Consider the following 19,785-nt stretch of genomic DNA (forward strand, 5'->3'; position numbering starts at 1 on the left):
GCGACGCAGAATAGGCGTACGGCCAGGTTTCCTGGCACTGCTTGGGGGAAATCGTTATCCCCGAACAATTCCCCATTCATTCGCATTCGAACTTCTTGGAGAATGGAGACCTCTTGAGCGGCGCGGCCAGGCCGGTCGACATCCGGCCGCTGCTCGAATCTGATCAGGAAAAGCCTAATTCACACAGTTTCACACGTCAATGAGCAGCCTTGATCAACCTTCGGTCGACCTTGACGAGCCTTGCCGCCGACCGGTTCGGGATCGTGCTCATCGAATCCTCAGGTACCTGCTGGCATGATCCCCGGTGTCGGCGACGCCGACTTGCCGTCCGACACAGCGGGGAGGACCGCCGCCGACGCTCCGGTTCGTCTGCTGGTCGCGGGCCCGAACCGGAACACAGGGAGTGTTCCTCCGGTGATGACCGATTCCCCCCTGATCACCGGAGGAGCGCTGCCCGTCATCAGGGGGCGGCCGAAGGACAGGGGTCAGGACAGGCCGTGCGCCCGCTTGTACTCGAGCGCGTAGGCCAACTTGCCGGGCTTGTCGTCGGAGTAGGGCCTGCTCAGCTTCGCGAACTTTCGATCGTTCCACTCGTCCCGCACGCCCAGGTCCGCGGCGGTGAAGCAGCTGTCGACGGGCGCGCCCGCAGGAAGCGCGTTCATCGCGTGGGTGAGGCCCTCGACCGCGGTCAGGTAGCTGTCCAGGTCGTTGCGGTCCCAGCCCTTCAGGTCGACCGGCTTCGCCTCACGGACCCAGTTGCCCCAGTAGAACTCCTGGAACGGCAGCGAGTTCTGCTCGCCACCACCCGGAGCCGGACATGCAGGTCGGCGCCGCCGTCCGGGGTCTCGTAGAAGGACGTCAGCCGGTGGTGCCCGTCGGTCAGGAACGGTTGGCCGCCGGGTCCGATGACGACGGTCTTCATGGCCCTGATGCTCTCCGCGCTCTCCCCGCCGACCGGGAGTTGGCAGGTGAAGGAGGACGGATCGTCCAGGCGCGCGTCGCGCGACACGCTCGCCGCGGTCATCCTGCCGTCGGACTCGCACCAGTCCTCGAACTTCTTGTTCTCGTCCTTGCCGAGGGTGTAGCGGCCGAGCTTGTAGTACACCTCGTCGTAGCCCACCGAGGACTGGGTCGGGTGCACGTCGCCGATGCGGACGTCGAGCAGGTCCCCGGGCGCGGCGCACAGGTACTGCGCGAACGCCGTACTGCCGTCGGCGCGCTCACAGGTGGCCGCCCGGGCGCCCTCGGCACCCGGGGCGGCGTAGGCGGCCGGCGCCGAGGCGAGGACGACGACTCCCGTCACCCGTCCGCGTGCACGTCCGTCGCGGGCAGGTCCACGGTGATGCGCAGGCCACCGGCGGGGCGCGGGGTGAGGGTGAGGGTTCCGTCGTGGGCGTGGGTGATGGTCCTGACGATGGCCAGGCCGAGGCCGACGCCCGCGTGGTCGGTACGGATGCGCTCGGTGCCGCGCTGGAACGGTTCGGTGAGGGTGGCGGCACGCTCCGGGGTGACCGGCTCGCCGGTGTTCTCGACGGTGAGCACGGCGCCATCGTGGCGGAGCCCGGTCGTCACCCACACCGTGCCCCGGTCGGGCAGGTTGTGGACGATCGCGTTCTGGACCAGGTTCACGGCCAGTTGCAGCAGCAGCGCGGGCGATCCGGTCGCGGGGGTGATGTCGCCGCGGGTCTCGATGGTGACGCCGTGCTGCTCGGCGAGGGGCAGGAGGGTTTCGGCGGCCTCCTCCGCGATGAGCGACAGGTCTACGCGCTCCCGGGTGAAGGCCCGCTGCTCGGCGCGACTGAGCAGGAGCAGGGCCTCGGTGAGGGCGATCGCCCGGGTGTTGACGGTGTGGAGGCGGTCGACGAGTTCACCGGCGTCGTGGTCCGGATCGGTGCGGGCCACGTCGAGGAGCGCCTTGGAGACCGCCAGCGGGGTGCGCAACTCGTGCGAGGCGTTGGCCGCGAACCTCCGCTGTTCGCCGACCTGCGCTTCGAGCCGGGCCAGCATGGTATCGAAGGCGTCGGCGAGTTCACGGAACTCGTCCCGGCGGCCCGGTAGTTCGATCCGGTGCGAGAGCGATCCGCTCGAGGCCCGCCGGGTGGCGTCGGTGATGCGGGTCAGCGGGGCGAGCATCCGGCCGGCGAGGAACCACCCTCCCGCGAGGCCGAACAGCAGCAGGAACGCCATCACCGCGGCCGCCCTCGGGGCGAAGACGCGCAGGAGGTTGTCGCGGACGGGGAAGACCCCCTCGGTGAGGTCGGTGGAGCCGGGGATGATGAGCGCACGGCCGGGGACGTATTTGAGGAGGAACCACCACACCGCCGCGAGCAGCAGGGTGCCGGCCACCATGAGGAAGCCGGCGTAGCTGAGGGTGAGTTTGAGGCGAACGCTCAACCCCGATGCCCGGTCAGGCGCTCTGTCCACGCTCGCCGCCACCCTCCTGCTCCTCGATGCGGTACCCGGCTCCCGGCATGGTGGCGATGACCCAGGGTTCGCCGAGTCGCTTGCGCAGTGCGGACACCGTGATGCGCACGGCGTTGGTGAACGGGTCGGCGTTCGCGTCCCAGGCGCGTTCCAGGAGTTCCTCGGCACTGACCACACCCCCCTCAGCCTCGACGAGGACCTCGAGCACGGCGAACTGCTTGCGGGTGAGCGCGACGTAGCGCCCCTCCCGGTAGACCTCGCGCCGGAACGGGTCCAGTCGCAGGCCCGCGATCTCCCGTACGGGCGGCCGGTTGTGGGCGCGCCTGCGGTCGAGTGCCCGGAGCCTGAGCGCGAGCTCCCGCAGTTCGAAGGGCTTGGTGAGGTAGTCGTCGGCGCCGAGTTCGAACCCGGACGCCTTGTCGTCGAGCCGGTCGGCCGCGGTGAGCATCAGGATCGGCATGCCGCTGCCGGAGGCGACGATGCGCCTGGCGATCTCGTCCCCGGACGGACCTGGGACGTCGCGGTCCAGGACGGCGATGTCGTAGGCGTTGACGCCCAGCATTTCCAGTGCGGTGTGGCCGTCACCTGCGATGTCGGCCGCGATGGCCTCCAGCCGTAGCCCGTCGCGGATGGCTTCCGCCAGAAGTCGTTCGTCCTCGACGATCAGCACACGCATGCCCGCCATGCTACGAGCGGCCGCATATCGTCCGCGTATCGAAATTCCCATACGCGCCGGCGACACCGCACCGCCTTGACTGCCGCACATGACCCAAACCCTGCCCCCGGCGCAGACCACGAACGGCCGGAAGACCGGCGCCGCGGCCTGGCACGCGCGCATCCGCCGGGCCGTACATGCTGCCTCCCGGCCGGGGCCTTGGAAGCACGGCTTCGTCCTCGCCGCCTTTGCCCTGCTGCTCGGGCTGACCATGCTGCTGCACGCGTGGATTCCGAACCGGGGGCTCGGCAACCTCGGCAGCCTGGTGGAGAGCCTCCTGCCCTGGTTCGGCCTGTTCGTCCCGCTGCTGCTGGCCTGCGCGCTGTGGCGCCGCTCCGCCTCGGCGACGGCCGCGCTGCTGCTGCCCGTCGTGGCCTGGCTGTACCTCTTCGGCGGGCTGCTCGGCGACCGCTCCCACCCGGGCGGGGACCTCACCGTGGCCGAGCAGAACGTCTACGCCGAGAACACCGACCCTGCCGGGACCGCACGCGATCTTGCCTCCCACGGCGCGGACGTCCTGGCCCTGGTGGCGCTGACCCCGCAGTCCACGCCCGTGTACGAGCAAGGCTTGGCGAAGGCGTACCCGTTCCACACCGTGCAGGGCACGGTCGCGCTGTGGAGCAGGTTCCCGCTGTCGGACACCCGGCCGATCGACGTCGTCGACTACGGGCCGCTGGGCGCCACCAAGCCGACCGACGCCAAGCTGGCCGTCAACCGCGCGATGCGCACCACGGTGACCACCGACCGCGGGCCGCTGACCGTGTTCGTGGCCCACCTCGGCTCCGTACGGGTGTTCCCCGCGAAGGGCTTCTGGACGGACTCGCGCAACCTCGGCGTGCAGGCCCTCGGCAGGGCCGTCGCCGCCGACCCGAGCCCGCGGGTGGTGCTGCTCGGCGATCTGAACGGCACCCTGGACGACCGCGCGCTCTCCGGCCTGACGGCCCAGCTGCGCTCGGCCCAGGACGCGGCCGGGGACGGCTTCGGCTTCACCTGGCCGGCCGGGTTCCCGATGGTGCGGATCGACCAGGTCCTGGTCCGCGGCGTGGAGCCACGGAGTTCCCGGGTGCTCGTGTCCAACGGCAGCGACCACCGGCCGGTCACGGCCGCCCTCAGCTGGTGAACACGAGGACGGTGAGGCCCGCACTGCGTCTTGGGTTCTAGGAGTCGTTGCAACACCCCAGTTCAAGGGGTGCAATGTTCGAGATCCGGGAAAACCGGATGGCGACTCGGCGGTCGTCCCCCGGGCCAGGAGCGGCTAGCCCGGGGCAGGGACCTTCCACCGCTGGCCGGTTCCGCCCGAGCAGGAACGGAGTTGGAGTTTGGTGCCGTTCGCCGTCCCGCCGCCGGTGGCGTCCAGGCACTTGCCCAGGGCCCGCAGTGAGCCGCTTCCGGGGTCGTACGTCCATTGCTGGGCCGGTGTCCCGTTGCAGGTGTAGAGCTGGACGGCTGTCCCGTCCGCGCTGGAACCGCCGCGCACGTCCAGGCACTTGCCCGCGGCTCGCACGGTGCCGTCGCCGGGCAGGGTCCAGGTCTGGGCGGCGGTGCCGTTGCAGTCGTAGAGCTGGACCTGGGTGCCGTCCGTGGTGGCGCCGCCCGGCAGGTCGGCGCACCGCGCGCTCGCCGTGCCGGTGATCGGCCCGCTCGGGGCCGGGCCGCCGCAGTCGGCCGGGCCGGCGGCCGGGGCCGGGTGCCGAGTGGGCAGGGTCAGCGTGGTGCCGGGGGCGACCTCGTGGAAGGTGCCGCCGCCGTCGCGCACGGCGAGGGCGGGGCCGGACCGGACGGTGACGGCGGTGCCCTGCTGGCCGACGGAGACGTCGAAAGTGGTGCCGTGCCACTTCAGGCCGGTGACGTCGTCCCCGGGGAGCCGCGTCGGCAGGAAGGGGTCGAGGGTAACGGCGTCGGTGCCCCAGCGCAGGCCCGTGAAGCCGTACAGGAACTGCTGGAGGTAGCCGCCCTCGGCGGTGGTGAAGGTGAACGTGCCGCCGGAGCGCTGCTCGTGGAACTGGCGGAACGGGGCTCCCAGGAACGGGTCGGCGCTGGCCCGCAAGTGGTTGTATGCGGTGCAGCCGGGCGAGCCGAGGGCGGCGGCGTCGATGGTGGCGATCGAGTCGGCCATCGCCGGGGCCTGGGGGTCGGTGCGCGAGGGGGCGGCGAGCAGGCTGCCGACGGCCAGCAGTACGCCCGCCCTGAGCCGCGTGCCCGGCCCGGAGCGTCTGCGGGTGGCGGATTGGTCGAATTCCATGGGCATGGGTGGAGCCTTCCTTCTTCCGGTGGGAGGTGGCTGTGCGGAAGCCCGGCCGGGCCGCGGTGCCGGTTCGTCATGGCCCGGCCGGGCGGACGTCCCCGGCGCTCACCTCACGGCGAAGGCGTCCAGGCTGACGTAGGTGTTCGTCGCCCGCGGGTCCTTGCGCCCGCTGACCGTGACGGTCACGGTGTGGGTTCCGGCGGGCAGGACCGGGCTGGTGTAGACCGGGAGCCCGAGCCGCTTGGCGGGGGCGTAGAGGTTGACGTCGACAGCGGGGCCGCCGTCGATGCTGAGGGCGGCGATGCCGTTGTCAGGGGTCTGGGAGCCGTAGTAGGTCAGCCCCGTGCCGGAGAAGGTGAAAGTGGCCGCGGCGCCGGTGGAGTTGCTCCAGTGGTCCAGACCGCTGCCGCAGCCGGTGCTGCCGGTGGAGTTCCAGCCTCCGGAGTAGGTGATGGCGGCCGAGCCGTCGTCGGTGCAGGCGGCGGCTCCGAGGGCCGGAGCGCCGTAGGCGCCGCGGTTGGGGGCGGTGGCGCTGGTGGGGTTGCCCCAGTAGTCGGTCGCTTCGGCGCCGCTGAGGGCGATGCCGCTCCGGTGGGCGGGCGAGGGCGAGGCGAGCTGGTAGCCGCCGAGGGAGTTGATCCCGTAGCCCGCGGTGCCCGGCGCGGTGAACCCGGGGTTGCCGGTGGAGGGCGCCGGGTCGGTGAGGGGCACGGTGAAGCCGGCGTACGTGTTGTGCTGGTAGGTGGACCCTGCGGGCAGGGTGGAGCCGGTGGGCGCGCCGGTGAGGATGTTGTTGGCGACGGTGGTGCCCGCCGGCAGTCCGATGGTTGCCGCCTTGCCGCCGCAGTCGATCGTGTTGTTGGCGAACACGAAGCTGACCGGGGTGCCGTTGCTGATGATCCGGCAGTCGTTCACCGAGATGTTGTTCCGGTAGACGATGGATGCGTTGTAGGAGCCTCCGCAGGCGAGGCAGTTGAGCAGGATGCCGCCGTAGTTGTCGTGGTCGTAGTTGTCCTGGTAGGTGCACGCGCCGGTCATGTAGCCGTCGCAGTCCCACGCCTGGCTGTCGTTGGTGCGGGCGATGAGGTTGGACGCCTCGTTGTGCTGGAAGGTGGGGTTGTCGTCGGCCCAGCCCCAGATCGCCGCGATGTTCTCCGGGTTGACGGCGTTCGTCCCGGCGAGGTTCGAGACGTTGTACTCGATCAGCGGCGAGTCGGAGACGCAGATCACGATGCCGTCGTTGCTGTTGCGCTCGATGGTGTTGCCGGTGATGTGGACGAACCGGTTGTGGACGGCGTTGTTGTTGTCACCGCCGTTGTCCTGGTTTCCGTAGAGGCCGATGCCGTTGACGTGGCTGTCGCGGACGTAGTTGCCGGCGATGGTCAGGCCCTTGACGAATCCGCCGTTGACGGGCAGGTCGGCGCCGATGCCGTGGGAGAGGTAGAAGCCCTTGTGGTCGCCGTGGCGGTCGGACCTGCCCATGACATCGTGGACGACGTTGTCGCGGATGGTGATGCCGTCGTGCTCGGCGAGGTCGTCGACGACGACGTTGATCCCCGAACGCCACCCTTCGGCGGCGGCGTTGTTGGTGACTTCCAGGCCCTGGACGATCCAGTACGACCGGTTGCGCAGCAGGACCGCCGCCCCGGTGGCCCCGCTGATGCCACCGCCGTTGACCACCGGACGGGCGCCGCTGCCGTAGGCGCCGATGGTGATCGGCGCCGTGGCGCTGCCGTCGCCCTGCGGGGCCAGCTGGCCGTCACAGCTGGTTCCGGCCTTGAGGAGCAGGGAGTCGCCGGGCTGGAAGGTGTGGCCGTTCACAGCGGCGAGGCTGTTCCACGGTGAGTCCTGGGTGCCGGAGCCGTTGGCGGCGGAGCAGTCCAGGTACCAGGACGTGGCGGTGGTGGCGTCGTCGACCGTCCAGGTGAAGGTGGTGCTGCCGGTGTTGCCGCGGCTGTCGGTCGCGGTGAGGGTGACGGTGGCGGAGCCGGCCGCACTGGGTGTGCCGACCACCGTACCGGTGGAGTAGTTGATGCTCAGCCCGTCGGGCAGGCCCGTGGCCGACCAGCTGAGCGGGGCGACGCCGCCGACGGCCTGCGGGAGCAGACCTGTGGCGACACCCACGACGGAGTTCTGGGTGCCCGGGTCGCTGGGCGCGGGAGCGTCGGTGGCGGGCACCCTCCACTGCTGGCCCACGGCGCCGGGCGAACAGGTGGCGGTCACGGTACGGGTGCCGTCGGCGACGGAACCGTCCTTGACGTCCAGGCAGGTGCCGGAGCGCGCGTTGACCAGGGTGCCGTCCCGGCCGGCGGCCCAGCGCTGGGCACCGGTGCCGTTGCAGGAGTACAGCTGCAGTGGGGTGCCGGGCGCCGTGTTGGCGCCGGTGACATCGAGGCATTTGCCCTGGGCCCGGACGCTGCCGTCGGCGGCCGGCGTCCAGCTCTGCGAGGACGAGCCGTCGCAGCCGGACAGGGTGATCGGGCTGCCGTCCGCGGTGGACCCGCCGCCGACGGTGAGGCACTTGCCGGCCGCGCCGGTGATCGAACCGGTGCCGGCGGCCGCTGTGGCGGTGACGGGGGTGCTGACGGCCAGCGTGAGCCCCGCGACGCAGGTGGCCGCGGCCAGCAAGGCCGTGGGGCGGATGAGTCGGACGAGTCTGATCGGACGCATGGGGGGCCTCGTTCCACTGTGGGGGTGAAAGGGAGTGCCGATCGGTGGTGGGTCCGTCCTCGCGGCGCCTCCGGCGGAAGGCGCCGCGAGGACGGGGTTCCGGGTCAGCGGCTGATGTCCGTGCCGGCCGCTGGGGGGTGGGAGAGTTCGGTGGCCGTGGGCAGTCCCTCCCAGTCGCCCAGGGCCGAGACGGAGTACGCGGCGACCCGGGCGGCCTGCGCGAGCCTGGCGGTCTCGTCCTGGCCGGAGAGCAGGGCGGAGAGGTAGCCCGCGACGAAGGAGTCCCCGGCGCCGACCGGGTCGGTCTCGGTCACCCGGACCGCCTCGGTGCGCAGGACGCCCGAGGGGCCGGTCGAGAGCGCGCCGCTCGCCCCGAGGGTGAGGACCACGGTGCGCGGGCCGAGTTTCAGCAGCAGGTGGGCGAGTGCCCCGGGATCGGTGCGGTCGGTGTGGAGTAGGGCCCGGGCCTCGTCCAGGCCGGCGAAGAGCAGGTCCACGTCCGGCAGCAGGGCGGTGACGGCCTGCCGGTAGGCGGCGGGCTGCCAGAGCTTGGCCCGGTAGTTGGCGTCGAAGGACACCGTGACGGCCGCGGCACGGGCGCGCCGTACGGCCTCGCGGACGGCCTGTGCCGCGCTGTACGACAACGCCGGGGTGATGGCGCTGGTGTGCAGGACGCTCGCCCGCTCGACGATCTCGCGCGGGACGTCCTCCGGGCACAGCCGGGAACCGGCCGAGTGGGCCCGGTAGTAGTGGACCCGCCGCAGGTCGGCCGTGCGCCGTTCCTTGATCATCAGTCCGGTCGGGGCGGTGGGGTCGGCGGCGGCGTGCACCTCGACGCCTTCGCCGCGCAGGGTCGTGCGGACCAGTTCGCCGAGCTCGTCCGCGCCGAGACGGCCGATCCACCCGGCGGTGTGGCCGAGCCTCCGGGCGCCGATGGCCACGGTGGACTCGGCGCCGGCGACGGACAGGTCGAGCGTGCGGGCGTGCCGCAGCGGTCCGACGCGCTGCACGCTGAGCGCGGCCATGGTCTCGCCGATCGTCACCAGGTCAGGCACGGCCGTCCCCTCCCTGTGCGGTCGTGACGAACTCGCCTGCTCTCGTGCGCAGTTCGTCGATGCTCCCGCCCGTGAGGGCGTCGCCGAGCAGCGGGGAGCCGACGGCGACGGCGAGCGCCCCGGCCTCCAGCCAGGGACGAACGTCGGCGAGACCGACGCCCCCGGTCGGCACGAGCGGCACGCCCGGCAGCGGGGCCCGCAGCGCTGCGGCGAACGACGGCCCCAGCACCGAGGCCGGGAAGAGCTTCGCGGCGGTCGCCCCGGCCGTCATGGCGTCGACGGCCTCGGTCGGGGTGAGGACGCCCGGCAGCGCTCCGAGGCCGAGGTCGCGGGCGGTCTGCACGACGGGCAGGCTCAGATGGGGGCTGACGATGAAGTCGGCGCCCGCGTCGGCCGCCCGGTGAACGTCCGCGACCCGCATCACGGTGCCCACGCCGATGACGACCTCCTCCCCCAGCCGGGCCCGTGCCTTGGCGACGGCCGTCAGGCTGCCCGGCGTGGGCAGGGTGACCTCCAGGCAGCGGACACCGGCCTCGGCCAGCGCCTCGATCGCCGCACCGAGACCGGACCCGCTGGTCGCGCGGAGGATGGCGACCAGCCGGTGCCGCCGGAGGGCGGCGGCGAGCCGGGTGCGGCCGTCGAGGGGGCTCACTTGCTCACCCCCGCCGTCATGCCGGCGATCAGCCGCTGGCCGAGGACGACGAACAGCAGCAGCACCGGCACCATGACGATGACCACGCCCGCGAACATCCCTCCCCAGTCGGTGCCCTGGAACTGCTGCTGGTCGATGAACGCCAGCAGCGCCGAGGGCAGGGTCCGGTTCCCGTCGCTGGTGAGCAGCACCAGCGAGAACAGCGTCTCGTTCCAGGCGCTGAGCACCTGCAGGGTGAAGGCGGTGATCAGGCCGTTGCGGGCCATCGGCAGCACGATCTTCAGGAAGCTGCGCACCGGGCCGGCGCCGTCCAGGCAGGCGGCCTCCTCGACCTCGACGGGCAGGCTGCGGAAGTACCCGGTGAGCAGGAAGACGGTGAAGGGCATGGCCAGCCCGACGTAGACGGTCAGCAGGCCCTGCATGCTGTCGAGAAGCTTGAGCTGGGTGGCGTTCTGGGTCTTGGCGAAGGCCACGTACACGGGGATGACGATCAGCTGGGTGGGGACGCCGATCCCGAGGGCGAACAGCAGGGTGAGGGGGCCGCCGACCCGGCGTCTGGTGCGGGCCAGGACGTACGCCGCCGGTGCGGCGAGGGCCACCGCGATCACCGCCGAACCGATGGACACCACCAGCGAGTTGACCAGTGCGGGGCCGAAGCCGCCGGTGTCCCAGGCCCGGCTGTAGTTGCCCCATGCGAGGTGGCCGGGGAGCCCGACCGGGTGCTCGAAGATGTCCTTCGTGTCGCGCAGCGAGGTGAGGACCATCCAGATCAGCAGCAGGACGTTCCCCAGGCACAGCGCCCGGATCACGGCGGTACCGAGGTGGCGCGGCCTCAGCCGTCGGCGCCGAACGGCGGGCGGGGCAGGGCCCGCCCTGAGGTCGGGGTCCGGCGGTCGGGTGATGACGGTCATAGCGGGTCCTTTGACGTACTGCCGACGGGGTGCGCGCCGGCTAGGAGAGCTGGATGGCGTCTCGGCGCATCACCCGCCGCAGCAGGACGGCGACGAGGGCGATGAGGACGAGGCTGACGAGGGCGGCGGCCGAGGAGACGCCGAAGTCGCGGGTCGTACGGGCCGAGAAGGCGCTCTCGTAGACGTACAGCGCGGTGGTGTAGGTGTTGTTCGGCGGCATGCCGCCGGTGCTGCCGCCGAAGACCAGGACGAGTTCGAAGACCTTGACGGTGGAGATGGTCCACAGCAGCGCGCAGACGGTGACGACGTCCCAGGACAGCGGCAGGGTGACGTGCCGGAAGCGGCCCCACGGGCCGGCGCCGTCGAGTTCGGCGGCCTCGTAGTAAGTGGTCGGGATCTGCTCGACGCCGGACATCAGGATGGTGGTGTAGTAGCCGGTGCCCGCCCAGACGGTGACGCCGACGATCATCGTCATCAGGTTCTGCTCGGCGAGCCACTTGGGCGGGTCGTCGACGCCGAGCCATCCGGCGACGGTGTTGACGATGCCGTCGGGCCGGAACAGCAGCCCGGCCATGACGCCGAACACCAGCGGGTTGACCAGCACCGGGAAGAACAGCACAGAGCGGACGAGGTTGCGGTCGCGCATCTCGCGCAGCAGGACGGTGACGGCGAAGCTGACCACGAAGATGAGCGCGCCGCCGACCAGCAGGATGAGCGTGGTGTTCTTCAGCGAGGTGAGGAACAGCTGGTCGTGCAGGAGGTTGGTGTAGTTCTTGAGGCCGCGCCCCCGGGCCTCGCCGACGCCGTCCCAGCTCTGGAAGCCCAGCCAGACGCTGAAGCCGATCGGCGCCACGAAGAACAGCGTGAAGACGACGAGGGCGGGGGCGAGGAAGGGCCAGAACGTGCGGCGCTGGGCCCGTTCCATCGGGCTCCCGGGGGCCCGGCTCCCGCCTCGTCGGCGCTCGCTGCGGGCCGGTAGGGCTGTGGTCATGGCGCTCAGCCCTTGGCCGTCCAGTAGGCGGCGCTCGCCTTGCCCGCCTGGTCGACGAAGCCGGCCGCGTCCGTCTTGCCGAGCCAGAGCTTGTCGTACTGGGCGACCAGGATCTTGTCCTGCCAGTCGGCGTCGGCGTTGTCGTCGGGCAGCCGGCTGGGCTGGTCCTTCAACTGCTTCGCGACGTCGGCCAGTTCGGCGGGGGCCGGGATCTCGGTGCGCGGGGCGATGTTCTTGGCCTCGGTGGAGAAGCCGCTCAGCTGGTCCTTCTGCAGGACGAAGGCGATGAACCTCCCGGCCGCGTCGGCGTTCTTGGCGCCCTTGGGGATGGTGAAGCCCAAGGGGAGGAAGTCGACCGCGTTGCGGGTGGCGTCGCCGGTGGTCGGGAAGGCGACCGACCTGACCTCGAAGCCGGGGTCCCTGAACTTCTCCGTCTCGCTGGGCAGCCAGCTGCCCATCAGGAAGAAGACGGACTCGCCGGTGGCCCAGTGGTTCTGCTGCTCCGGGTACTTGGTGGCGTCGTACCCCTTGGTCAGATAGCCCTCCTTGACCAGCTGCTCGACCTGCTGGGCGCTCTTCAGGACGGCGGGGTCCTTGAACGCGGCGCCGGTCCTGTCGGCGGCGAGGGTGGCGACGGAGCCGCCGTTGCGGTTGAGCAGGTAGTCGAACCAGTACTGGGAGGCCCAGCCCTGGTCGCCGTCGGTGCCGATGCACGCCTTGCCCGCGGCCTTGGCGGCCGTGCACACGGCCAGCAGGTCGTCCCAGGTCTTCGGCGGCTGGGAGACCAGCGGGTCCTTGCCGTTGTAGAACAGCGAGACGGAGACGGACTCGTACGGGATCATCCAGGGCGTGCCGTCCTTGCCCTTCGGCAGGACGTCCAGGAACTTGGCCGGCAGCACCTCGCCGACCTTGCGGCCCTCGCCGGTGTCCATGGCCAGGACCGAACTCAGGTCCTGGGCCTTGCCGTTGGCGGCCAGGGCCGGCAGCAGGCGGTCGAAGCCCTGGTCGACCAGGTCGGGGGCGTTGCCGGAGAGCAGCGCCGGGGCGACCTTGTCGAGGACCTTGCGGCCCTGCCACTGGACGTCGACGTGGATGCCGGTCTTCGCGGTGAACGCGTCGATCGACTTCTGGAGGACCTTCGCCTGCGGCTCGGTCTGGGTCCACATCGACCAGTACGTGACGTGCTTTCCGTCACCCCCGGAAGATCCGCTGGAGGTCGTCGTGCAGGCGGTGGCCAGCACGAACAGGGCCGCCGCGAGGGCGCCCGCTCTGGCCGGCTTCGAGGAGGTGCTGCGCATGGAGGTGTCCTTCGGTTCAGGGAGTTCGGTCGGTCGGGGGGCCCGGTCGGACATCGGGGTCGAACATCAGGCAGGGCGGGTCGGCGGCCCAGGGCAGGTCCCGGGCACCCGGCGGCAGGTCGTCGGCGGGGGCGTAGCCGAGGTCGGCGCGGGCGCCGGCCAGGCTCCAGTACTGCTCGGCGTGGCGGGAGACTCCGAAGTGGACGCCCGGCCGGGTGGCGCGCAGCGCGGCGAGTACGAGCGCGCGGGCGTCCCGGTCGGACAGCCACATGGCGTTGTAGTCGCGTTCCTCGAGCGGCCAGCCGACCAGCCCGAAGCGCAGGCTGACGACGACGGCGCCGTGGCGCAGCGCGTGCTGCTGCCCCAGCGCCTCCTCCGCGAGCTTGGCGGCGCCGTACGGGCAGCACGACGTGGCGGCCTCGCCCGGGTCGACGGGGTGCGCGCCGAGACGGAAGTCCAGGCCGGCCGCGTGGTTGGAGGAGGCCAGGACGACCTGCCGCACGCCGCTGTCGGCCGCGGCGGTCAGGATGTTGTCGGTCATGGCGATGTTCGGCGCCACCTCCGACCAGGTGGCCCGTGGGCTCGCGTGCGCCGCCAGGTGCAGGACCGCGTGGACACCGTCGACCGCCTCGGCCGCGAAGCCCGGGTCCGTCAGGTCGCCGACCAGGATCTCGTCGGTCCATGACGGCTGCGGCGCGGCCCGGTCGGCCACGCGCAGCGCGTACGTCTCGCGCAGCGCCGGCCGGAGTACCGATCCGAGGACTCCACCGCCGCCCGTGACCAGCAGCACGGGGCTTCGAGGCCACATCCGCGACCCACCTTTGTGAACGGCCCGGGAACCTCCCGGGAGGTGCCATCAGTTATGGCCCCACCCGCAATAAGTGTCAAGACTCTCAACACACTTCGTCATTTGATCGACTGTTCGTCCGGAGTCTTGACGCACTTCGCCCGACCGTGCCACGCTGCGGCCGTGTCAGTCGAAACCGGTGGTTCCCTTCAGTCGCTCCGGCGGACCAACCAGGAACGCGTCCTGGGGCTCCTGCTTCGCAGAGGTGCCATGCACCGCGCCGAGATCGCCCGTCAGATCGACGTCTCGCGTGCCACGGTCTCCACGATCGTGAACGAGATGATCGAGCGCGGCGTCCTGGTCCAGGTCGAGGTGCCCGCGGCCGCCGGTGTGGACGGCCGGGTGCGGGAGCTGGTGGCGATCAGCCGGAGCGTCGGCGTCGCCGCCGGACTCGACTTCACCCTGGACCGCGTGGCCGTGCACCTCAGCGACCTGGAGCACCGAGAACTGGCCAACGAGGCCGTCGAGGTCGCAGCGGACGCGAGCGCCGACGAGCGCGTCACGGCCGCGGCCGCACTGCTGGACGGCGCGCTGACCGCCCACCGGCTCCTGCGCGAGGACCTGGTCGGCCTCGGCGTCGGCGTCCCGGGCCGAGTCACCACCGCCACCGGGGCGGTCGGCCCCTCGCTGCCCGGCCAGCCCTGGGCGGGCCTCAACGTGCGGGCCCTGTTCGAGGAACGGTTCGGGCAGCCGGTGATGGTGGACAACAACACCCGCCTGGAGGCCATGGCCGAGTACCTCTGGGGGGCTGGCCGCAGGGCCTCCACCATGCTCTACGTCACGCTCACCAGCGGCATCGGTGCCGCCCTGATCGTCGACGGCGCGCTGTTCCGCGGCGCGCTGGGCGGCGCCGGCGAGCTCGGGCACGTCTCCGTGGACTACGACGGCCCCGCCTGCCCCTGCGGCAACCGCGGCTGCCTGATCCAGAAGGCGGCCGCCCCCGCCATCCTCGGCCAGCTGCGGCCGATGCTCGGCGAGCGCGCGACCATCGGCGACGCCGTCGCGGCCGTCCGCTCCGGCGACCGTGCCAGCGCGGGCGTCCTGGCCGACGCAGCCCGGGTCGTCGGCCAGGCGCTCGCCAACGTCTGCAACCTCCTCGATCCCGGCCGCATCGTCGTCGGCGGCCCGGTCGCGGCCGCCGGCGACATCGTGCTCGACGCGATCCGCCAGGGCATCGAACGCCACGCCATGGCCACGGTCGCCGCCAGCACCGACGTCGTGCAGGCCGAGTTCGAGGAGTCCACCCAGGCGGGTGCCCGGGGCGGCGCCGCACTCGTCCTCCAGGAAGCGCCCCACCTCGCCTCCGTGCTGCGCCGCCTGGCCCGGTGACGCCGGGCGAGGCGGCGCGGCCCCGTCCCTTCGAGGAGACCGTTCGTTGAACATCGTCACAGTGGAGACCTTCCTGGTACGGCCGCGCTGGCTGTTCCTGCGGATCGAGACCGACGAAGGCCACGTCGGCTGGGGGGAGCCGGTCGTCGAAGGCCGGGCGGCGACCGTCGCCGCCGCCGTCCACGAGCTGTCCGACCTGATCATCGGTACGGACGCCGCGCGCATCGAGGACATCTGGCAGACGCTCACCAAGGGCGGCTTCTACCGCGGCGGCCCCGTCCTCAGCAGCGCCGTCGCCGGCATCGACCAAGCCCTTTGGGACATCAAGGGCAAAGCCCTGGGCGCCCCCGTCCACGAACTGCTCGGCGGGCCGGTCCGCGACCGGGTGCGGATGTACACCTGGATCCACGGCGACGAACCCGGGGAACTGGCCGAGTCCGCCCGCCGGGCCGTGGAGGGCGGCTTGACCGCCGTGAAGTTCAACGGCTCCGACCGGCTGCTCCCGCTGGACACGCCCGCCGCCGTCAAACGCCTCGCCCGGCGCACCGCCGCCGTCCGCGAGGCGATCGGCGACGAGGCCGACCTGGCTGTCGATTTCCACGGCCGCGCCTCCACCGCGATGGCGCGCCGGATGCTGCCGGCCCTGGAGGAGTACGACCCGCTCTTCGTCGAGGAGCCGGTGCTGCCGGAGTTCAGCCGCGAGATCGGCGCCGTGGTCGCCGGCACCTCGATCCCCGTCGCGCTCGGGGAACGCCTTTACTCCCGCTGGGACTTCCGCGAGGTGCTGAGCGCCGGCATCGCCGTGGCGCAACCCGACCTCAGCCACGCCGGCGGCATCTCCGAGGTCCGCCGCATCGCCGCCGCGGCCGAGGCGCACGACGCCGTGATCGCCCCGCACTGCCCGCTCGGCCCGATCGCGCTGGCGGCCTGCCTCCAGATCGACTTCGCCACCCCCAACTTCCTGATCCAGGAACAGAACCTCGGCATCGGCTACACCTCGGCCGACGCGGGCCCGCTCGACTACCTCGTGGACCCGGCCGTCTTCACCCAGCGCGACGGGTTTGTCGAACGCCCCACCGCGCCCGGCCTCGGCATCGAGATCGACGAGGCGGTGGTCCGCGCCGCGGCAGAGGCCGGGCACCGCTGGCGCAATCCGCTGTGGCGCCACCGCGACGGCTCGTTGGCCGAATGGTGACCGCGACGGCCACCCCGCCCGGCGGTCTGCTGGCCGTCGGCAGCTCCGCCCCGGCGACCGTACCCGGCGCCGGGCTGAGCATCGTCCGTTACGACGCCGCCGGCGCGCTGAGCCTGCGCGATGTACGGCCGCTCGACCACCCTTCCTACACGGCCGCGGACCCGGTACGCGGGGTCCTGCACACCGTCCTCGAACGGGACGCCGGGCGCGTCGTCTCCTTCCGGTTCCACCCGCGCACCGGGCTCCGCACGCCCCACACCGTCGCCGCCAGCGGCGGCGCGCTTCCCTGCCACCTCTCCGTCCACCCCAGCGGGTCGCACGTCTTCGCGGCCCACTACGGCGACGGCGTCCTGTCGGCCTTCCGCACCGCCGCCGACGGCACGATCGCCGTCACCGAACCGGTGCAGACCATCCGCCACGCCGGCCCGGCCGCCCTCGACGGCCGCCCCACGGCGGCCCACGCCCACATGGCCGCGCCCTCGCCGGACGGCCGCTTCGTCCTGTGCACCACCCTCGGGACGGACCGCGTCCACGTGTACGCCTTCGATCCCCTCGGCGTCCCACTCGTCGAGCGCCGGAGCGTCCCGCTGCCACCCGGCCGCGGCCCCCGGCACCTCGTCTTCCACCCCTCGGGGCGGTACGTCCACGTCGTCAACGAGCTCTCCTCCACCCTCACCGTCTGCACCTGGGACGCCTCCACCGGCCGCCTCGACCCCGTCGCCGAGCTCTCGACGCGACCTGACCCGACCACGCCGGGCGCCAACTACCCGGCCGCCGTCCGGATCTCCGCGGACGGCCGGTTCCTCTACACGGGCAACCGCGGCGAAGACACCATCGCCGTGCACGCCGTGCACGACCACGGAGCCTCCCTCGAACCGCTCACCACCGTTCCCAGTGGCGGCAGTTGGCCCCGCGACCTCGCCCTCTCCCCGGACCAGCGCCTGCTCTTCTGCGCCAACGAGCGATCGGACGCCCTGGTGGCCTTTCACCGCGACCCGTCCTCCGGACACCTGACCCCGGCAGGGCAGACCCTCGCGCTCACGGCGCCGAGCCCCGTGCTGCCGATCGGCGGTGTGCCCGGCGCCACGTGAGCCCGCCCGGAGGACGCGTCCCAACTCCGCGCGCGCCGAGTCCAGTTCCGCCAGGGCCTCGGCGTCGACCGCGCCATCGGCGCTGCCCCCGAGGCGGGCGACGACAGCCCGCTATCAGGTCCTCTCCACGGGATGGCACCTCTCCGTCCCCGGTTCGTGCCGTACGACCCGGCGCCGGTGGAACCACGTTCGGCCGGGCGTCACACCCGCCCTCGCCCTGCGCGACGCCCTCGTCGCGGCGACCGGGAGGACCTCGACGGCCTGGCTGCACTTCGACCGGCCCCCACCACCTGGTCCTCTCCACCGGCTGGCACATCGCCATTCCGGGTCCACGCTGCACGGCCCGACGCCGATGGAACCGCCCGTGGCCGAGCCTCATCTCCGCCCGCCTCCTCCAGGGCGCCATCGAGGCCGCGGCCGACCCCTCAAGGTGACGGTGAGACGCCGCCCCGGCCCCACTTGATCCACCTCACCGCTGCGATGCCGCGCGCACCCCACCACGGCTCACTCCAGACTCACGCGGACCGTGACTGCACAGTCACGGTCCGTTCCCCATGTCGCGGGCGGGGCTCTGACAGACCGTGCAATGCCCCTGAACAGCAGATCATCTTGGCCCGGGACCGTATAGGCTCCGGTGACAGGCGAAACCCTCCGCAGCCGAACCGCCGTACCGAAAGGAAGCGCCGACCACCGTGGAAGCCGCATGGAACCGCAGCGTCCTGCGAACCAACAACGAGCGGCTCCTCATCGACCGGCTCCGCACCGACGGTGCCACCTCACGGGCCGAACTCGCGCGGATCACCGGGCTGTCCAAGCCGACCGTCTCCACCGCGCTGAGCCGCCTGGAGTCCGCGGGCCTGGTCCGCGAGCTGGGGAAGGTCGTCGTACCCGGCCGCGGCCGCTCGCCGGTGCTCTACGAGGCCGACCCCGGCGCCGGGCACGGGCTGGGTGTCCACGTCGGCCGCCGGTGGGTCCGCGTGGCGCTGACCGACCTGGACGGACGGATCCTGGCCCGCCATGACGAGCCGAACGACTCCGGGGACGCGGAGGGCGCGGCGTCCAAGGTGGTCGAACTGGCGCGCAGGGTCACCGCCGAGGCCCACGTCCTTCCGCAGAGCGTCCTCCACACGGTCATCGGCGGGCCCGGCGCCGTCGACGAGAACGAGGTGGTCCGCTACCCGGTGGGCCTCCCGGGCTGGGGAACGTCGGGCATCGTCAACCGCCTGCAGACGGAGCTGGGCACCGGCCTGACCCTGGTGAACGACGCCAACCTCGCGGCGCTGGGCGAGTACGCGGGCGGCGTCGGGCAGGGGCGGCGACTGTTCATGTACCTCCTGGTCGGCGCCGGCGTGGGCGGCGGCATCGTGGTCGACGGGAAGCTCTTCCCCGGCGCGCACGGCGCCGCCGGGGAACTCGGCTACCTGCCGTGCTGCAGCGCGACGGGAGAGGGCTCGGCCGGCGGGACCCGGCACGCCCTCCTGGAGGAGTCCGCCGCCGGCGGGGCCGTGGTCGCCATGGCCCACGCCAAGGGCCTGCTGGACGTCACCACCGCGAAGCAGGTGTTCGACGCGGCCCGTGCGGGCGACGAACTCGCCCGTACCGTCGTCGCGGAGGAGGCGCAGCGCCTCGCCCACGGCATCGCCTCGGTGGCCGCCGTCATCGACCCGGAACTGGTGGTCCTCGGCGGCGGCATCGGCAGCAGCGCGGACCTGCTGATCCCGCTGATCCGCGCGGCCCTGCCGCGCATCACACCGCTCCGGCTGAACCTGGCGGCCTCGGAACTCGGCGACGCAGCGGTACTGCACGGCGCGGTGGCCATGGGGATGGAGATCACCCGGGAGCTGGTCTTCGAGACGTGGCAACGCGCCCAGGAACCGACCGACGAGTAGCGGCGGTCCTGCGGTCCCTCCGTGCCGCCCGCCCGCGCGTCCGATCAGAGTGCCGCGCGGCGCCTGAGGGTTCGGTGCGGGTCGACCGTCGAAGTACGGTCACCGAAGGCCGACAAACAAAACGTAGCCCGTCCGCCGGACTCGCGCTAAGGTCCGCCGTATACCGGTTTCGAGAAATCCGGCTGCCCGGCTCCGCGGAGTCCGGGCACATCTGAATCGCGCGGGCGCCAGTGCCGCACGAGAACGCCGAGCCACTGCCGATCCGCCGAAGAGGCCCGTCACGGCCAGGTGGCACCACACCCCTTCTGCCACCGCCGCCGCTCGCGCGGCGGATCGCCGCGCCGCCCCGAGGCCCTCCCCGCCATGGCCCTCGCCCTGCCGATGCCATCCGCCGGCGAAAGCAGCCGCCTCAGCCTCCGGGTGGGAAATCCGAAGTGAACCCGATCCGTGACCTGCGTCGCTCTTGACCCCGA

General features: G+C 72.1%; 17 protein-coding genes. 5 read left to right on the top strand and 12 right to left on the bottom strand.

What is annotated here, in order from left to right; genetic code table 11:
- Positions 1-485 precede the first annotated feature (485 nt).
- The 4 genes from ACIQWA_RS33235 to ACIQWA_RS33250 all read right to left on the bottom strand — a co-directional run bounded on the left by ACIQWA_RS33235 (position 486) and on the right by ACIQWA_RS33250 (position 3,100).
- Positions 486-662 (bottom strand): hypothetical protein, encoded by a 177-nt coding sequence (locus ACIQWA_RS33235; RefSeq protein ID WP_402488865.1) that lies wholly within the window; start codon positions 660-662, stop codon positions 486-488.
- Between the two features lie 62 nt (positions 663-724).
- Positions 725-1,303 carry a ParB/Srx family N-terminal domain-containing protein gene (locus ACIQWA_RS33240; RefSeq protein WP_402488867.1) on the bottom strand — a complete coding sequence of 193 codons (579 nt, stop codon included), beginning with the start codon at positions 1,301-1,303 and terminating at the stop codon, positions 725-727.
- The gene (locus tag ACIQWA_RS33245) at positions 1,300-2,394 is read right to left on the bottom strand and encodes a sensor histidine kinase (RefSeq protein ID WP_402488870.1); all 1,095 of its coding nucleotides are present in this window, start codon (positions 2,392-2,394) and stop codon (positions 1,300-1,302) included. Before ACIQWA_RS33245 ends, ACIQWA_RS33240 begins: the two co-directional genes overlap by 4 nt.
- 13 nt (positions 2,395-2,407) lie before the next feature.
- A complete protein-coding gene (locus ACIQWA_RS33250) occupies positions 2,408-3,100 on the bottom strand; it encodes a response regulator transcription factor (RefSeq protein ID WP_402488873.1) in 693 nt (230 codons plus the stop codon).
- Between the two features lie 88 nt (positions 3,101-3,188).
- Between ACIQWA_RS33250 and ACIQWA_RS33255 the strand changes: the two genes are divergently transcribed.
- Positions 3,189-4,259, top strand: a complete 1,071-nt coding sequence (locus ACIQWA_RS33255) for an endonuclease/exonuclease/phosphatase family protein (RefSeq protein WP_402488875.1) — start codon at positions 3,189-3,191, stop codon at positions 4,257-4,259.
- A 135-nt stretch (positions 4,260-4,394) separates the two neighbouring features.
- Here ACIQWA_RS33255 and ACIQWA_RS33260 read toward each other — a convergent pair whose 3' ends face one another.
- The 8 genes from ACIQWA_RS33260 to ACIQWA_RS33295 all read right to left on the bottom strand — a co-directional run bounded on the left by ACIQWA_RS33260 (position 4,395) and on the right by ACIQWA_RS33295 (position 13,769).
- Positions 4,395-5,387 carry a ricin-type beta-trefoil lectin domain protein gene (locus ACIQWA_RS33260; RefSeq protein ID WP_402488878.1) on the bottom strand — a complete coding sequence of 331 codons (993 nt, stop codon included), beginning with the start codon at positions 5,385-5,387 and terminating at the stop codon, positions 4,395-4,397.
- A 102-nt stretch (positions 5,388-5,489) separates the two neighbouring features.
- On the bottom strand, positions 5,490-8,054 hold the full coding sequence (locus ACIQWA_RS33265; protein ID WP_402488880.1) for a ricin-type beta-trefoil lectin domain protein: 2,565 nt from the start codon (positions 8,052-8,054) through the stop codon (positions 5,490-5,492).
- A gap of 104 nt (positions 8,055-8,158) precedes the next feature.
- Positions 8,159-9,109, bottom strand: a complete 951-nt coding sequence (locus ACIQWA_RS33270; RefSeq protein ID WP_402488883.1) for a sugar kinase — start codon at positions 9,107-9,109, stop codon at positions 8,159-8,161.
- A complete protein-coding gene (locus ACIQWA_RS33275; protein ID WP_402488886.1) occupies positions 9,102-9,761 on the bottom strand; it encodes a bifunctional 4-hydroxy-2-oxoglutarate aldolase/2-dehydro-3-deoxy-phosphogluconate aldolase in 660 nt (219 codons plus the stop codon). The genes ACIQWA_RS33270 and ACIQWA_RS33275 overlap by 8 nt, the downstream gene beginning before the upstream one ends.
- Entirely contained in the window at positions 9,758-10,672 is a 915-nt protein-coding gene (locus ACIQWA_RS33280) for a carbohydrate ABC transporter permease (protein WP_402488888.1), read from the bottom strand. The genes ACIQWA_RS33275 and ACIQWA_RS33280 overlap by 4 nt, the downstream gene beginning before the upstream one ends.
- A gap of 40 nt (positions 10,673-10,712) precedes the next feature.
- Positions 10,713-11,597: a carbohydrate ABC transporter permease gene (locus ACIQWA_RS33285; protein WP_402488891.1), complete on the bottom strand. Its 885-nt coding sequence runs from the start codon at positions 11,595-11,597 to the stop codon at positions 10,713-10,715.
- 71 nt (positions 11,598-11,668) lie between these two features.
- Complete coding sequence (locus ACIQWA_RS33290; protein WP_402488894.1) at positions 11,669-12,961, bottom strand: extracellular solute-binding protein; 1,293 nt, start codon at positions 12,959-12,961, stop codon at positions 11,669-11,671.
- A 16-nt stretch (positions 12,962-12,977) separates the two neighbouring features.
- Positions 12,978-13,769 (bottom strand): NAD-dependent epimerase/dehydratase family protein, encoded by a 792-nt coding sequence (locus tag ACIQWA_RS33295; protein WP_402488896.1) that lies wholly within the window; start codon positions 13,767-13,769, stop codon positions 12,978-12,980.
- Positions 13,770-13,823: 54 nt separating this feature from the next.
- Here ACIQWA_RS33295 and ACIQWA_RS33300 point away from each other — a divergent pair, with 54 nt between their 5' ends.
- The 4 genes from ACIQWA_RS33300 (at position 13,824) to ACIQWA_RS33315 (ending at position 19,312) form a co-directional block, all read left to right on the top strand.
- Positions 13,824-15,137, top strand: coding sequence for an ROK family protein (locus tag ACIQWA_RS33300; RefSeq protein ID WP_402488899.1), 1,314 nt, complete (start codon positions 13,824-13,826; stop codon positions 15,135-15,137).
- Positions 15,138-15,183: 46 nt separating this feature from the next.
- The gene (gene dgoD, locus ACIQWA_RS33305; RefSeq protein WP_402488901.1) at positions 15,184-16,332 is read left to right on the top strand and encodes a galactonate dehydratase; all 1,149 of its coding nucleotides are present in this window, start codon (positions 15,184-15,186) and stop codon (positions 16,330-16,332) included.
- Positions 16,326-17,423, top strand: coding sequence for a lactonase family protein (locus ACIQWA_RS33310; protein ID WP_402488904.1), 1,098 nt, complete (start codon positions 16,326-16,328; stop codon positions 17,421-17,423). The genes dgoD and ACIQWA_RS33310 overlap by 7 nt, the downstream gene beginning before the upstream one ends.
- Positions 17,424-18,115: 692 nt before the next feature.
- Complete coding sequence (locus tag ACIQWA_RS33315) at positions 18,116-19,312, top strand: ROK family protein (RefSeq protein ID WP_402488906.1); 1,197 nt, start codon at positions 18,116-18,118, stop codon at positions 19,310-19,312.
- Positions 19,313-19,785 lie beyond the last annotated feature (473 nt).

This window comes from Kitasatospora sp. NPDC098652, from assembly GCF_044760155.1.
Classification (GTDB): Bacteria; Actinomycetota; Actinomycetes; order Streptomycetales; family Streptomycetaceae; genus Kitasatospora.

Coding starts and splice junctions, on each gene's coding strand:
- ACIQWA_RS33280 (WP_402488888.1), bottom strand. CDS start 10,672: ATGACCGTCATCACCCGACCGCCGGACCCCGACCTCAGGGCGGGCCCT.
- ACIQWA_RS33235 (WP_402488865.1), bottom strand. CDS start 662: ATGAACGCGCTTCCTGCGGGCGCGCCCGTCGACAGCTGCTTCACCGCC.
- ACIQWA_RS33250 (WP_402488873.1), bottom strand. CDS start 3,100: ATGCGTGTGCTGATCGTCGAGGACGAACGACTTCTGGCGGAAGCCATC.
- ACIQWA_RS33285 (WP_402488891.1), bottom strand. CDS start 11,597: ATGGAACGGGCCCAGCGCCGCACGTTCTGGCCCTTCCTCGCCCCCGCC.
- ACIQWA_RS33310 (WP_402488904.1), top strand. CDS start 16,326: ATGGTGACCGCGACGGCCACCCCGCCCGGCGGTCTGCTGGCCGTCGGC.
- ACIQWA_RS33260 (WP_402488878.1), bottom strand. CDS start 5,387: ATGCCCATGGAATTCGACCAATCCGCCACCCGCAGACGCTCCGGGCCG.
- ACIQWA_RS33300 (WP_402488899.1), top strand. CDS start 13,824: ATGGCCCCACCCGCAATAAGTGTCAAGACTCTCAACACACTTCGTCAT.
- ACIQWA_RS33255 (WP_402488875.1), top strand. CDS start 3,189: ATGACCCAAACCCTGCCCCCGGCGCAGACCACGAACGGCCGGAAGACC.
- ACIQWA_RS33295 (WP_402488896.1), bottom strand. CDS start 13,769: ATGTGGCCTCGAAGCCCCGTGCTGCTGGTCACGGGCGGCGGTGGAGTC.
- ACIQWA_RS33265 (WP_402488880.1), bottom strand. CDS start 8,054: ATGCGTCCGATCAGACTCGTCCGACTCATCCGCCCCACGGCCTTGCTG.
- ACIQWA_RS33290 (WP_402488894.1), bottom strand. CDS start 12,961: ATGCGCAGCACCTCCTCGAAGCCGGCCAGAGCGGGCGCCCTCGCGGCG.